The organism is Salinicola halimionae, assembly GCF_003206065.1.
GTDB classification, from domain to species: Bacteria; Pseudomonadota; Gammaproteobacteria; order Pseudomonadales; family Halomonadaceae; genus Salinicola; species Salinicola halimionae.
This window is the reverse complement of the sequence record NZ_PZJQ01000004.1, coordinates 1264450-1277984: the sequence shown is the minus strand read 5'-3', so window position 1 is coordinate 1277984 and position 13535 is coordinate 1264450. Positions and strand designations below refer to the sequence as shown.

The 13535-nt window shown below is 59.3% G+C and carries 13 protein-coding genes; 10 read left to right on the top strand and 3 right to left on the bottom strand.

The window, feature by feature from the left end; translation table 11 throughout:
• The first annotated feature begins 56 nt into the window (after positions 1 to 56).
• From nei to DOM27_RS11585, 6 genes are all read left to right on the top strand, one after another.
• Entirely contained in the window at positions 57 to 890 is an 834-nt protein-coding gene (nei, locus tag DOM27_RS11610) for an endonuclease VIII (protein ID WP_110656129.1), read from the top strand.
• A gap of 163 nt (positions 891 to 1053) precedes the next feature.
• On the top strand, positions 1054 to 2559 hold the full coding sequence (locus tag DOM27_RS11605) for a fumarate hydratase (RefSeq protein ID WP_110656128.1): 1506 nt from the start codon (positions 1054 to 1056) through the stop codon (positions 2557 to 2559).
• Positions 2560 to 2752: 193 nt separating this feature from the next.
• The gene (gene cls / locus DOM27_RS11600) at positions 2753 to 4183 is read left to right on the top strand and encodes a cardiolipin synthase (RefSeq protein WP_425353293.1); all 1431 of its coding nucleotides are present in this window, start codon (positions 2753 to 2755) and stop codon (positions 4181 to 4183) included.
• A 91-nt stretch (positions 4184 to 4274) separates the two neighbouring features.
• Positions 4275 to 5192 carry a LysR family transcriptional regulator gene (locus DOM27_RS11595; RefSeq protein WP_110656127.1) on the top strand — a complete coding sequence of 306 codons (918 nt, stop codon included), beginning with the start codon at positions 4275 to 4277 and terminating at the stop codon, positions 5190 to 5192.
• 147 nt (positions 5193 to 5339) lie between these two features.
• Positions 5340 to 6332 (top strand): YihY/virulence factor BrkB family protein, encoded by a 993-nt coding sequence (locus tag DOM27_RS11590; protein ID WP_110656460.1) that lies wholly within the window; start codon positions 5340 to 5342, stop codon positions 6330 to 6332.
• On the top strand, positions 6319 to 6543 hold the full coding sequence (locus tag DOM27_RS11585) for an acylphosphatase (RefSeq protein ID WP_245392685.1): 225 nt from the start codon (positions 6319 to 6321) through the stop codon (positions 6541 to 6543). The genes DOM27_RS11590 and DOM27_RS11585 overlap by 14 nt, the downstream gene beginning before the upstream one ends.
• 133 nt (positions 6544 to 6676) lie before the next feature.
• Here DOM27_RS11585 and DOM27_RS11580 read toward each other — a convergent pair whose 3' ends face one another.
• From DOM27_RS11580 to DOM27_RS11570, 3 genes are all read right to left on the bottom strand, one after another.
• The gene (locus DOM27_RS11580) at positions 6677 to 7633 is read right to left on the bottom strand and encodes a nucleoside hydrolase (protein WP_110656125.1); all 957 of its coding nucleotides are present in this window, start codon (positions 7631 to 7633) and stop codon (positions 6677 to 6679) included.
• Between the two features lie 87 nt (positions 7634 to 7720).
• Positions 7721 to 8671, bottom strand: coding sequence for a ribokinase (locus DOM27_RS11575; RefSeq protein WP_110656124.1), 951 nt, complete (start codon positions 8669 to 8671; stop codon positions 7721 to 7723).
• A gap of 15 nt (positions 8672 to 8686) precedes the next feature.
• Entirely contained in the window at positions 8687 to 9619 is a 933-nt protein-coding gene (locus DOM27_RS11570; protein WP_110656123.1) for a D-2-hydroxyacid dehydrogenase, read from the bottom strand.
• Between the two features lie 334 nt (positions 9620 to 9953).
• On the opposite strand from DOM27_RS11570, the gene DOM27_RS11565 reads away from it, so the two are divergent.
• The 4 genes from DOM27_RS11565 (at position 9954) to ruvA (ending at position 13532) form a co-directional block, all read left to right on the top strand.
• Positions 9954 to 10247 carry an FmdB family zinc ribbon protein gene (locus tag DOM27_RS11565; protein ID WP_110656122.1) on the top strand — a complete coding sequence of 98 codons (294 nt, stop codon included), beginning with the start codon at positions 9954 to 9956 and terminating at the stop codon, positions 10245 to 10247.
• 60 nt (positions 10248 to 10307) lie between these two features.
• The gene (gene aspS / locus DOM27_RS11560; protein WP_110656121.1) at positions 10308 to 12089 is read left to right on the top strand and encodes an aspartate--tRNA ligase; all 1782 of its coding nucleotides are present in this window, start codon (positions 10308 to 10310) and stop codon (positions 12087 to 12089) included.
• A 222-nt stretch (positions 12090 to 12311) separates the two neighbouring features.
• Positions 12312 to 12851, top strand: coding sequence for a crossover junction endodeoxyribonuclease RuvC (ruvC, locus tag DOM27_RS11555; RefSeq protein WP_245392684.1), 540 nt, complete (start codon positions 12312 to 12314; stop codon positions 12849 to 12851).
• Positions 12852 to 12926: 75 nt separating this feature from the next.
• Entirely contained in the window at positions 12927 to 13532 is a 606-nt protein-coding gene (gene ruvA, locus DOM27_RS11550) for a Holliday junction branch migration protein RuvA (protein WP_110656119.1), read from the top strand.
• Positions 13533 to 13535: the final 3 nt, after the last annotated feature.

Here is a 13535-nt window from a genome sequence, read left to right as displayed (position 1 = left end):
GGAGCTGGACTAAACTCAGTCAGTAATAGAAACCTCGATAAAGGTCACATCGCTCTATGCCGGAAGGGCCGGAAATACGCCGCGTCGCGGATCGATTGGGCAAAGTCCTGGTCGGCGCGCCATTGACGCAGGTCTGGTTCGCCTTTCCCGAACTGGAGAGCATGGCAGGGCGCCTGACCCGAAGCCGTGTGATCGGCGTCGACTGCTGGGGCAAGGCGTTGCTGATCACCTTTGCCGACGGTCATGTGCTCTATTCTCATAATCAGCTCTACGGTGTCTGGCGGGTTCATCGTAGCGATCGATCGCCCACGACGGGTCGAGTGCTGCGGGCGCGCCTGGCGGCAAAAGGGCACACCGCCAGTCTCTATAGCGCCTCGGATATCTCGTTGTGGACCCCCGAAACCTTACGACAGCAGCCTTTTCTGGCCCGTCTCGGGCCAGATCTGCTAACTCACGATGTGTCGACCGAAGATATCGTCGCTCGCCTGTCGGAGCCTCGCTTTGCGGGAAGGGGACTGGGTGGGCTGCTATTGGATCAGGGTTTCTACGCTGGAATCGGCAACTATCTCCGTTCGGAGATCCTGTTCTACGCGGGCCTGGCTCCCAGGCAGCGTCCTAAAGAGCTCTCTGATGCTCAGCGGTCGAGACTCGCCGACTGCATGTTGGCGACTATTCATCAGGCTTACCGTGAAGCAGGTGTGACCAATCGGCCGACATGGCGCAAGCGTCTGCAACAAGCGGGAAAATGCCGCGCTCAGTGGCGATTTGCGGTCTTCAACCGCGATAATCAACCGTGTCATGCATGCGGTACTCTGGTCTTGCGTGAGACCATCGCTTCTCGTCGGTTTTATCGTTGTCCCGAGTGCCAGCTCGATCAAGAACGAGTTTAAATGTGTCATCGGATAACCTATTTATACCGTTATCTTCTTTGTTGCCACGAATTTAGCGAACTGCCAATTTCTGTTCTCTAAGGTATGATTGGCGCCCTCGAAGTTACCGACCCTCGGACAATCGATCCGTCGGCAGTTACCGTGACCAGTCAGGAGACCAGTAATGACCGTGATCCGTCAGGAGGATCTCATTCAGAGTGTGGCAGACGCGCTGCAGTACATCTCCTATTACCACCCCAAGGATTTCATCGATGCCATGCACGCGGCCTACCAGCGGGAGGAAAACCCCGCGGCGCGCGATGCCATCGCCCAGATTCTGATCAATTCTCGGATGTGTGCCACCGGCCATCGGCCGATCTGCCAGGATACCGGCATCGTCACGGTCTTCGTCCACGTCGGTATGAACGTGCGTTGGGAAGCCGACATGAGCCTCGACGACATGATCAACGAAGGCGTTCGCCGCGCCTATACGCTGCCTGACAATATCCTGCGTGCGTCGGTACTGGCGGACCCTGACGGCAAGCGTCAGAACACCGGCGACAATACGCCGGCGGTCATTCATCACAAATTGGTACCGGGCGACACGATCGAAGTACACGTCGCCGCCAAGGGTGGCGGTAGTGAAGCCAAATCCAAATTCGCCATGCTCAACCCGTCCGACAATGTCGTCGATTGGGTGCTGGAACAGCTGCCCAAGATGGGCGCGGGCTGGTGTCCGCCCGGAATGCTGGGCATCGGCATCGGCGGGACCGCCGAAAAGGCGATGGAACTGGCGAAGGAGGCGCTGCTGGATCCGATCGACATTCAGGCGCTACAGGCTCGCGGTGCCGCCAATCGTGCCGAAGAGCTACGTCTGGAGCTGTTCGACAAGGTCAACCAGAGTGGCATCGGAGCGCAAGGGCTGGGTGGCCTGACCACGGTACTCGATATCAAGGTCAAGGATTACCCGACTCATGCCGCCAACAAACCGGTGGCGATCATTCCCAACTGTGCCGCAACCCGTCACGTTCATTTCAGCCTCGACGGCAGCGGGGCGGCGGTACTGCCGGCACCGAAGCTGGACGACTGGCCGGAGATCACCTGGGAAGTGGGTGAAGGTGTTCGCCGTGTCAACCTCGATGAGGTGACGCCGGAAGCGGTACGCGAATGGCAGCCGGGCGATACCGTCCTGCTGTCGGGCAAGTTGCTCACCGGGCGCGATGCCGCACACAAGCGAATGATCGATATGCTGGCAAACGGCGAGAGCCTGCCGGTCGATCTCCGGAACCGCTTCATCTATTACGTCGGCCCGGTTGATCCGGTCGGCGAGGAAGTCGTGGGGCCGGCCGGCCCCACGACCGCGACGCGCATGGACAAGTTCACCCGCACTCTGCTCGAGGAGACGGGATTGCTGGGCATGGTCGGCAAGGCGGAGCGGGGCCCGTTGGCGATCGAAGCCATCCGCGACAATCAGGCGGTGTACTTGATGGCGGTCGGTGGCGCAGCGTATCTGGTGGCGCAGGCGATCAAGAAAGCCGAAGTCATTGCCTTCGATGATCTGGGAATGGAAGCGATCTACGAGTTCGAGGTAGAAGACATGCCGGTCACGGTTGCCGTGGATCATCTCGGCACCTCGGTCCATCAGACCGGGCCGGCCAAGTGGAAACAGATCATCGCCGAGCGCGTCTGATCCTCCGGCATCGGGCCAAACCGTCGGCTGCCGGCGACGGGTCCCGCTCGCGGTGCCGGCCATGGCAAGTTGCAACACAGGTAAAAAAGAGAGTCCCGGTGGGGCTCTCTTTTTTTCGGTATGATGTTGGTTAGCTTGGTGATTTAAGCGGGAGCGCGGCAATGAGGCAGAGAGAGGGAGTGAGCGGGGGAAGATGGCAGACATGACTTGGCTGATCGGTATGTTTCTGTTCGTATCGCATGTCGCCGGCATCATCACCGCCGTCGTTGCGCTGATGTCGAGTCGCACCTCTCAAGGGGCAGTCGCCTGGATCGTCACGCTGGTCAGCTTTCCTTATATTGCCGTTCCCATTTTCTGGACTTTCGGTCGGCCCCGATTTTACGGCTACGTCTCCGCGCGGGGCGAACGGGATACCGTACTTCGTCAGGTACTGCAGCGTTACCGGCCCCACATGGATTCCTACGTTTCTCGGCCCGAAGCTGTCAGCGGACGCATCCGCGCTGTTGAGGAGCTGGCGAGGATGCCGATGACGCGCGGCAACCACGCGAGTCTGTTGATCGATGGCGATGCCACTTTCGATAGTCTGTTCGAAGGGATCGATCGAGCCGAAGAGTACATTCTGGTCCAGTTCTTCATCGTGCGAGCCGACGAAATAGGCTTGGCCTTCAAGCGGAAGTTGATTTACCAGGCCGAGCACGGGGTCAATGTCTATTTCCTGTACGACGAGATCGGCAGTCGTGGCCTCCCTGGCGGGTACCTGCGCGATCTCGAAGAAGCGGGGGTTCGCGTGTCGGCATTCAACTCGTCGCGCGGTTGGCGCCACCGTTTCCAGATCAATTTTCGCAATCATCGCAAGATCGTGGTGATCGATGGTCGGGATGGTTGGACCGGCGGTCTCAATGTCGCCGACGAGTATCTGGGCCGTGTCGAACGTTACGGCAAATGGCGCGACACCCATCTCAAGCTTCAGGGGCCGAGCGTGCTGGCGCTACAGGAAGCTTTTTGGGAAGACTGGTATTGGGCAACTGGCGATATCCTGGCCCTTGGCTGGAAACCCCATCATGCACCCGAAGCATCACAGCATGTGGCGATTGTGCCTTCCGGACCAGCCGACGGCCGTGAAACCGCTAGCTTGCTGGTTCAGCACGCCATGCACGGCGCACGCCACCGGCTTTGGGTGACCAGCCCCTACTTCGTACCCGACCACGGTGTGCAGGATGCGCTGGTGCTGGCCGCATTACGCGGAGTCGATGTACGGGTGCTGATCCCCGAACGCCCGGATCATTTATTGGTCTTCCTCTCGGCGTTTGCTTTTCTACCGGAAATGATACGTGGCGGTGTTAAAATATACCGTTATCAGCCAGGATTTTTACACCAGAAAGTGCTTCTTGTGGACGACCATACGGCCATGGTCGGAACGGTAAACCTTGATAACCGGTCTTTCAGGCTGAATTTCGAAGTCACAGCCTATATCCCCGACAAAAATTTTGCTGCCTCGGTCTTCGATATGCTCGAACAGGATTTTGCCAATAGTCGACAGGTCAGCCAGCGTGAGCTTTCCGAACGACCTTTGTGGCGCAAAGTGGTCTCACGTGCCACCTATCTACTGTCACCCATCCAATGACGAGACAGCCGAATCTCCATTCATTGCACGAGAAATCGCGTGGCGGATCGTATACGAATCACGCCCAGGACAAAGATGCCGGAGAGCTTCAGTGAATCTAGAAACCAAATGGCTCGAGGACTTCGTTGCGTTATCTAACACGCGAAGCTTTTCGGCCTCCGCACGGCAAAGGCATGTCACTCAGCCTGCTTTCAGTCGGCGCATTCGCTCGTTGGAACAAGCCGTCGGGACAACGCTCGTGGATCGCTCAACAACACCTGTCAGTCTGACACCGGAAGGGCAGCTCTTTCTGGTGACCGCGAGAAACATGGTCGAACAGCTCAACGATAGCCTGGCCCATCTTCGTGGTTTGGCGATGGATAACGAGGCGTTGGATATTGTCGCCGCGCACTCATTGGCGTTGGCGTTCTATCCGCCATGGATATCCCGGCTACAGAAGGGTGTCGGAGAGCTACCAACGCGGCTGGTGGCGATGAACGTCGGTGATGCCATCCACGTGCTGCGCGAAGGCAATTGCGATCTGATGCTGGCGTATCACGATCCTTATGCCACCATGCAACTGGACGCCGAGATATTCCCTTCGTTTTCCATTGGGCAGGTCAAGATGATTCCGGTCAGTGTGCCGGGTCCCGATGGCGCGCCGAAATTTTCATTCGACGGCGAAGGAGCGATTCCGTTTCTTTCTTACACCCAGGGCGCCTTTCTCGGACGCAGCGTGCGGATGCTGCTCAAGAACGAGCCCGGACGCATGCGCCTGAAAACCGTTTACGAAACGGCCATGGCGGAAGGGCTCAAGGGAATGGCGCTGCAGGGCTTCGGTCTGGCCTGGATTCCTGATTTCTGTATCCGTGAAGAACTGGCTCATGGCCGGCTCGTTCGCGCTGCCGGGGAGAGCTGGGACATCCCTCTGGAAATCCGCCTCTATCGATGCTCTCTGGTTCACAAGCCTGGGGTCGAAAAGCTCTGGCGGCGGATGATGAAACTTCCCAGCGATTTTTTGCGGGCATGAGCCCGATCAGGACATCCGAGGGGGACATCGCCGAATTGTCGTCTAGACTGCTGATAACTTGAGAAAGAGCCATTGACTGCCGATTTCCCGCAGTTCGCCTTTGCCAAGCGCGTTGGCACCCTGGCATCCAACGATAAGGAATCCTACGTGAGAGCCTCTTTTTCCAAAGTCGCCCCTTTCTTCAAGTACTGGACTGCCATCGTACGCGATTCGGTCAAGCTATGGCTCGACCGTAACGCTTTCAGCTATGCCGGATCGCTGGCTTTCTACACGCTGTTTTCCTTGGCGCCCACGGTAATCATCGCGGTGACAGTAGTCGGATTATGGTTGGGTGAGGACGCGGCTCGCGGCGAGATAGTGACTCGCTTGCAGGATACCCTGGGGCCAGCGGCAGCCAGCGCAATCGAGGATGCCGTGGCGCAATCCAGTATCCAGGCTTCCGGCATTCTGCCGACCTTGGCGGGCTTCGTCACACTAATCATCGGCGCGACGACGGTATTCGGTCAGATGCAGTTCTCACTCAACACGATCTGGGGCGTAGCGCCCAATCCAGATCGTAACAGTATCTTTCTGTTTGCCAAGAAACGGCTGCTGTCGATGGCGGTAGTATTGGCGATCGGTTTCGTGCTGTTGGTGTCGTTGATACTGGGTGTCGTCGTGCAGGCGACGTTCAGTTACGCCGGAGATTGGGTGCCGGGGAGCGTCTTCCTGCTCGAAGGGGCTCAGTTCGTGTTATCCATTGTCGTAGTAACGCTATTTTTCGCGGCAATCTTCAAGGTGCTGCCGGACGTGATGTTGTCCTATCGTGATGTACTGCTCGGCGCGCTGGTCACGGCTGTGCTGTTCATCCTTGGGCGCAACGCCATCGCCGCCTATCTAGCGCATACCGCTACGGCATCGACCTATGGAGCAGCTGGGTCGGTGGTACTGGTATTGCTATGGGTCTATTACTCGTCGTTGATCCTGCTGTTCGGCGCGGCGTTCACACGTACCCATGCGGTCGCCAAGGGCCGGCGTATCGTTCCGCGTAATACGGCGGTACTGGTTCGCCATGAAGTGATTCGAAAGGAGACATCGGATGACCCATCGAACGATCAAGGCTTGGGTGAGCGGGAGAGTGCAAGGCGTGAATTATCGTGAGCACGTGCGGCGAGACGCCGAGCGCTGGGGCATCACGGGCCATGCGATCAATCTCGAGGATGGACGTGTCGAAGTCGTTGCTTGCGGCGAGGCGACCGCCATCGCCGAGTTGATCGACCGCCTATGGGAAGGCTCTCCGGCGGCAGATGTCAGCGATGTCCGCGTCGAGGAAGCGACGCTGGTCGCGCCGGCAAGTTTCACGACTCATTAGAATTACGACTCACAGGGCTCATGGCTCATTAGCTTCACGGCCCATGCGTTCTCGACCTGGGGAAATATCGCCCGAGCGCGGATAGCGATCGGGCGATACGCGCCTAGAAGAATTCAGAATGATCCGGGGCAGTTCAGTGAGAAGTGTGAGTCGTCAGCGTCTCGACGATCCAGTCGATCACACCCGGGCCATCGGCATTCATGCAGATATCGGCCGTGGAGCCTTGGGACCAGCGTGAGTCGACGAACTCGCGTGATTCCGGTGCCATTAGCGTTTGTCCCTCGGCCAGTCCGTCCGTGACCACGCTCAAATATCCGCGTTCGACGCTGAACAAGTCCGGGCGCAATAGCCAGACCAGCGCGCAGCTATCGTGCGGACAGCAACCGTCGATCCCCAATGCTTGCTGGTAGAAGTTTCGATAGAACGCATAGCTTTCACCCAGCACCTTACCCAGCGCGCCCTGAGCATCGACGATGCGTGCCATGCTCTGCGGATCCAGCACGCAGCGGTGGGTCGCATCCAATCCGACCAGCGTCAACGGCCAGCTCGCTTCCAGCACCTTGGCGGCGGCATGCGGGTCGTTGAAGATGTTGGCCTCCGCCACCGGCGTCACATTACCGCCTTCCCGAATCGACCCGCCCATCACTACCACTCGCTTGACCTTGTCGACCAGCCCGGGATCGAGCTGCAGAGCAGCGGCGAGATTACCCAATGGTCCGACGGCGACCAGCACGACTTCGCCGGGCCGAGCATTGACCTGATCGACGATGAACTGAGCGGCACTCTGCTTCAGCGCCTGGGTCGTGACATCCGGCAGCGAGATGTCGCCCAGACCATTCTCTCCATGAATGTGACCAGGCGGCGGGTTCTTGTGCTTGACCATGGGAGCTGCCGCGCCCTGAGCAACCGGAATCGATTGCCCAGCCAGCTCGGCCAGCAGCAGCGCGTTATGGGTCGCGACTTCGATCGTGACATTGCCAAAGGTCGTCGTCAGGCCCAACAGGTCAATCTCGGGATGGGCGAGTGCAATGGCGATCGCCTGCGCGTCGTCGACACCAGGGTCAGTATCGAAAATGATCGGGGTGGGCATGTAAGTTCCTACACATCAATCTGGTTGGGATGACCGAATGCGAAGCCGGTCACTCGGATGAGACAAGACAATCAGCACGTGAGCCGGTCAAGACTTGCGGTGTTCCAGTGAGAGCGCGGGCCATTCATTCAGGGCGGCGACGACAGCCTCAGCGGTGGGAATGCTGGGCTCAGCCCCAGCCTGCTGCACGCACAGCGCCGATGCAGTCGTCGCTAGACGCAGGGCCTGCTCGATGTCTTCACCGCGCTGTCGTGCTGCCATGAAGTAACCGATAAAAGTATCGCCGGCGGCCGTGGTGTCGACGGCTTCGACCTTGTGCGCCGCCATGGTGATACGTGCGCCCTGATACTGATGACACACTCCATCGCCACCGAGTGTCAGCACGACTTCCACGTCCGGAAGACGCGCAGCCAGCGCCTCGAGCAGCGTATCGGCATCGACGGACTCCTCCTGCTCGACGAGCGCTGCAGCTTCACCGCGATTGAGGAACAGGATTCGGCAAAGCTCCAGCGGCAGAGTGGCCACGTCGGCCGACAGCGGCGCCGGGTTGAAGGCTACCGCCAGGCCGCTATCTGCGGCCTGGCGCAACATCGACTCCGAGGCATTGCACTCGTTCTGCATCAGGACCCAGCTATCCGCGTGCGCCGAGTCGACCAGCGTTTTCAGCCGTGTCTCATCAAAACCGTGATTGGCACCGGGATAGAGAATGATCGCGTTCTCGGCATCATCATCGACTTGAATCAACGCGTGGCCACTCGCGCCATCGATCAGCTCGACGTCGTGAATATCGACGCCAGCGTCGCCAAGCGGCGTCAATGCCCAGCGGTCGTTGTCGCCGAGCCGGCCCCAGTGCGAGACGTTTCCACCCGCACGCGCCAACGCCAAGGACTGATTGGCGCCCTTGCCGCCAAGTACTTGACGCAGACTAGAACTGGCCAGCGTCTCGCCGGGGCGCACCAGATGGGGAACCCGATAGACGTAATCGATGTTGATGGAGCCGTAGTTGTAGACTCTCGGCTCGGGGTTTGGCGTGACCATCTTCGAATCGCTCCCTTAATTCAACCACTCGCGGAGATTGTCCACCGTCAACTCGACAACTCGCTGGCGCGCTTCCGGCGTTATCCAGGCGTTATGCGGTGTCACGATCAGATTGAGCGACTCGGTGAGCGCGTCAAGCAACGGGTGCCCGTCACGAGGCGGTTCGCTGGGCAGGCTATCGACAGCCAAGCCACCCAGGCGTTGATTACGTAGCGCGGCCAGCGCGGCGTTTTCATCGATGATGCCGCCGCGGGCACAGTTGATCAGCAGGGCGTCCGGTTTCATCATCGCCAGCGCTTCGCTGTCGATAAGGCCGCGAGTCGCTGCCGTCAGCGGGCAATGCAGACTCAGGACATCGGCGTCGCCCAGCAGTGTCGCCAACGGCGGTCGGGAATCGTTGGCTTCGTCGCCGGGGCGCGCGGAAAACGTGACCCGCATGCCGAAGGCTTCCCCCAGTTTGGCAACGGCCGTGCCCAGGACTCCACTGCCGACGATCACCAGATGCTTATCGGCCAATTGCAGCGTGCGATGGTTGAGAAGACAGAAAATATCGCTACGCTGCCAAGCCCCCCCTTGCACCGCGGTCTGATAGAGCGGCAGGCTTGCCGCCAGAGCCAGCATCAGCATCAAGGTATGCTGGGCGACGCTTGCCGTGCCGTAGGCGGCGACATTACGCACCAAGACACCGCGACGCTCTGCGGCCGCCATATCGATGTTGTTGGTGCCAGTGGCCAGCACACAGATCAGTTTCAACTCAGGGAGAGTCTCGATCAGCTCGGCATCGAGAACCACCTTGTTGGTCAGCGCGATCGTTGCACCCTCGAGTCGTTCATGAGTCTGGTCCGACGAGGTTAGCCGATGAACATCGAGATCGTCGACGAGGGCGCGAATCGGGCCAAGGTCGACATCGTCTCCCAGTGAAGCGGCATCCAGAAGTACGGCTTTCATGCTTCTTTTCCTTATCTCTTGCGGATATCTCGGCTGTCTCGATTACCGTCGTATCGCAATTGCTGGCGCGCGGACGACGACATCGGCGTTATCAGTCGGTAATATTGCCCGCTACCGGCTGCTGCGCGCTATACTATGCGGCTTTCGTGCCCGCCTTGGAAAGGGTCGATACGGCGCAGCTCCAGCTCGAAGCCGAGAGCATTCACGGTGTTGAGCGGGGCGGTTAACAGCCAAAGAGATGGCACCACTCTGACGATCGGGTGGCGCCTGGATAACGCAAGGAAGTCGCCCATATCGTGGCCCAGGCTTCCTGTAGCCAGAGAGTGATGAATCCATGCCCATTTACGAATATGAGTGCAAGGCTTGCGGCCATCGCCTGGAGAAGCTCCAGAAAATCAGCGCCTCGCCGTTAACGGATTGCCCGACGTGCGAACGCCCGGAACTCTCTCGTCTGGTGTCCGCGGCCGGTTTCCGGCTGGCCGGCGGCGGCTGGTACGAAACCGATTTCAAATCAGGCAGCAAGAAGAATCTCGTCGGTGACACCGCCAAGCCGGCAGCGGCGGGCGAGAGCGGCAGCAAGTCGACAGGCGAAAGCAAATCGAGCGGTGAGAGCAAAGCGTCTGCCTGAGTATTGTCTTCACATTTTTAGGCTTCACAATTTTTAAGCTTCACAATTCTAGGATCCAGCATGCGCAGTCATTATTGCGGCCGATTGAACGAGTCATTGATCGATCACGAAGTCACGCTTTGCGGGTGGGTGCATCGTCGCCGCGACCACGGCGGTGTCATTTTCCTCGACATGCGCGATCGTGACGGTATCGCTCAGGTGGTAGTGGATCCCGACACGGCAGAGGCCTTCGCCAATGCCGATCGCGCGCGCAACGAGTACGTTCTGCGTATCGTCGGTCGCATTCGGCTGCGTCCGGAAGGCACCCAGAACCCCAATATGCCCACTGGCATGATCGAGGTGCTGGCGAAGCAGGTGGAAGTCCTCAACACCGCCGCGACACCGCCGTTCCAGCTCGACGAGCACGGCAAAGTAGGGGAAGAGGTTCGCCTCAAGTATCGCTACATCGATTTGCGCCGGCCGGAGATGATCGAACGCCTGCGTCTGCGCTCGCGGATTACCCACAGCGTGCGCGCCTACCTCGAGGATCACGGTTTCCTCGATATCGAGACGCCGATTCTGACCCGAGCGACCCCGGAAGGAGCCCGAGACTATCTGGTTCCGAGCCGGACTCACGACGGTCACTTTTTCGCGCTGCCGCAGTCACCGCAGCTGTTCAAGCAGTTGCTGATGGTTTCCGGTTTCGATCGTTACTATCAGATCGCCAAATGCTTTCGTGACGAGGACCTGCGCGCGGATCGCCAGCCCGAGTTCACCCAGATCGACATCGAAGCATCGTTCATCGACGAGCAGGACATAATGGGCACAACGGAGCAGATGGTGCGCCAGCTGTTCCAGAAAGTGCTGGACGTGGATCTGCCGGCGTTCCCGCGCATGCCGTACAGCGAGGCGATGCAACGCTACGGCTCCGACAAGCCGGATCTGCGCATCCCGCTCGAACTGGTCGATGTCGACGATCTGATGCAGTCGGTGGACTTCAAGGTCTTCTCCGGTCCGGCCAAGGCCGACGACGGTCGTGTAGCCGCGCTCAAGGTTTCCGGTGGCGCCAAGCTGTCGCGCAAGGAGATCGATGAATACACCAAATTCGTCGGTATCTACGGTGCGAAAGGGTTGGCCTGGATCAAGGTCAATGAGCGTGCCAAAGGGCTCGAGGGGCTGCAGTCGCCGATCGTCAAGTTCATGGAAGGCATCGTCGAGCAGCTACTGGATCGCGTCGGCGCTGAAGATGGCGACATCATCTTCTTCGGTGCCGACAGAGCGAAAATCGTCAACGAAGCGATCGGAGCGCTGCGCGTCAAGCTAGGTGAGGATCTCGATCTTTACACGTCCCAATGGGCGCCGCTATGGGTCGTCGATTTCCCGATGTTCGAAGCCGACGATAACGGCCGTCTGTCCGCGCTGCACCATCCGTTCACCGCACCTTCCTGCTCGGCGGATGAACTCAAGGCGTCGCCGGCCACAGCTTTGTCTCGTGCCTACGATATGGTGCTGAATGGCACCGAGTTGGGTGGCGGCTCGATTCGTATCCACGATCAGGCTATGCAGCGCGCGGTGTTCGAAGTGTTGGGTATCGACAAGGCAGAAGCCGAGGAGAAATTCGGCTTCTTGCTCGATGCACTGCAGTACGGAGCGCCGCCACACGGTGGTCTCGCCTTTGGTCTCGACCGTCTGGTCATGCTGATGACGGGTTCGCGGACCATTCGCGACGTCATTGCCTTCCCCAAGACGCAGAGCGCCGCCGATCTGATGACCGACGCGCCTGGCGAGGTCACCAGCCAACAGTTGCGCGACCTGCATATTCGTCTACGCCAGAAGGCAAAGCCCGAAAACAGCGGCGAATAACAACTTTCGCTGTGGCACGCCGGCGCCCCCAGGGGCGCCGGCGTCGTTTTGGCTGCAGTTAGTCTGGCTCGGCGGTAGTCTAGAACCACGCTCCGGTGCGGCTCAACGCATACAATTTCACGACATTCGCGTTCATCGATGCGAATCATGGAAACAGTCATCGATGACTGTCAGGAGGTCACTCTTGGTAAATCTTGGTCAGTGGATACAGGAATCCGACGTTTGATTCTCTTGGGCATCGACCCCGGGTCGCGGGTAACCGGCTATGGCGTGATCGATGTCGCTGCCAAGCCGCGCTATATCGCCAGCGGTTGCATTCGTATCGAGGGCGATGACCTGGCCCAGAAACTGGCGCGGGTCTATGCAGGCGTCAGCGAATTGATCGGCCTGTATCGGCCGGCAGAATTTGCCATCGAGCGAGTATTCATGGCCAAGAACGCGGACTCGGCGCTCAAGCTGGGGCAGGCCCGGGGAAGCGCGATCGTCTGCGCTGCGAACCACGGCCTGCCGGTCCACGAGTATGCCGCCCGCCAAGTGAAGCAGGCCATCACCGGCAACGGTGGCGCCGATAAGTCACAGATCCAGCATATGGTGACGGCGATACTCTCTCTGGATGGGCCACCGCCGGCCGACGCCGCCGATGCGCTAGCCATCGCCTTGACCCACGGATACGCCCGCCAGGGCTTGCTTGCGGTATCTCCACAGCGTCGCGGAAAACCCTCTCGTGGCGGGCGATGGCGAGACTTCAAGCCGGATCCATAGGCGCGCATTCGGCAGCTAGTCAGTTGAATCGGCTATGCGTATAGTGGACGCCGTCAGAGTAAGGACACGAATGGCATGATTGGACGTTTGCACGGTACGTTGCTGGAGAAAACCCCTCCTTGGGTCGTCATCGATGTACAGGGTGTCGGTTACGAGCTCGAGACTTCGATGACCACACTGGTCTCGCTGCCCGGCGCCGGAGAAACCGTGCGCCTCTATACGCACCTGAGCGTGCGTGAGGACGCCCATCTTCTTTATGGTTTTTTTCAGGATGAAGAACGCCAGCTGTTTCGCGCTCTGATCAAGGTCAACGGTGTCGGCCCCAAGCTGGCGCTAGCCATTCTCTCGGGAATGGATACCGATGCTTTCATCCACTGCGTGATGGAAGGCGATAGTAAAGGGCTGACCAAGCTGCCCGGTGTCGGCAAGAAGACGGCGGACCGCCTGATCATCGAGATGCGTGATCGCTTCCCGCATTGGCAGGAAGGGCAGGCGTCTCTACTGGGTAGCGAGACCGGAACGATGATGCCCTCGTCCGACCCGTTGGCAGATGCCGAGGCCGCGCTGGTTACGCTGGGCTACAAGCCCACCGAGGCATCGCGCATGCTGTCAGCGCTGGACAAGAGCCTTTCTACCGAAGCGCTGATAAAAGCAGCGCTATCACGCCAGCTGGCTGGATAATCC

Coding starts and splice junctions, on each gene's coding strand:
- DOM27_RS11605 (WP_110656128.1), top strand. CDS start 1,054: ATGACCGTGATCCGTCAGGAGGATCTCATTCAGAGTGTGGCAGACGCG.
- ruvA (WP_110656119.1), top strand. CDS start 12,927: ATGATTGGACGTTTGCACGGTACGTTGCTGGAGAAAACCCCTCCTTGG.
- aspS (WP_110656121.1), top strand. CDS start 10,308: ATGCGCAGTCATTATTGCGGCCGATTGAACGAGTCATTGATCGATCAC.
- DOM27_RS11575 (WP_110656124.1), bottom strand. CDS start 8,671: ATGGTCACGCCAAACCCCGAGCCGAGAGTCTACAACTACGGCTCCATC.
- DOM27_RS11565 (WP_110656122.1), top strand. CDS start 9,954: ATGCCCATTTACGAATATGAGTGCAAGGCTTGCGGCCATCGCCTGGAG.
- DOM27_RS11580 (WP_110656125.1), bottom strand. CDS start 7,633: ATGCCCACCCCGATCATTTTCGATACTGACCCTGGTGTCGACGACGCG.
- nei (WP_110656129.1), top strand. CDS start 57: ATGCCGGAAGGGCCGGAAATACGCCGCGTCGCGGATCGATTGGGCAAA.
- cls (WP_425353293.1), top strand. CDS start 2,753: ATGGCAGACATGACTTGGCTGATCGGTATGTTTCTGTTCGTATCGCAT.
- DOM27_RS11570 (WP_110656123.1), bottom strand. CDS start 9,619: ATGAAAGCCGTACTTCTGGATGCCGCTTCACTGGGAGACGATGTCGAC.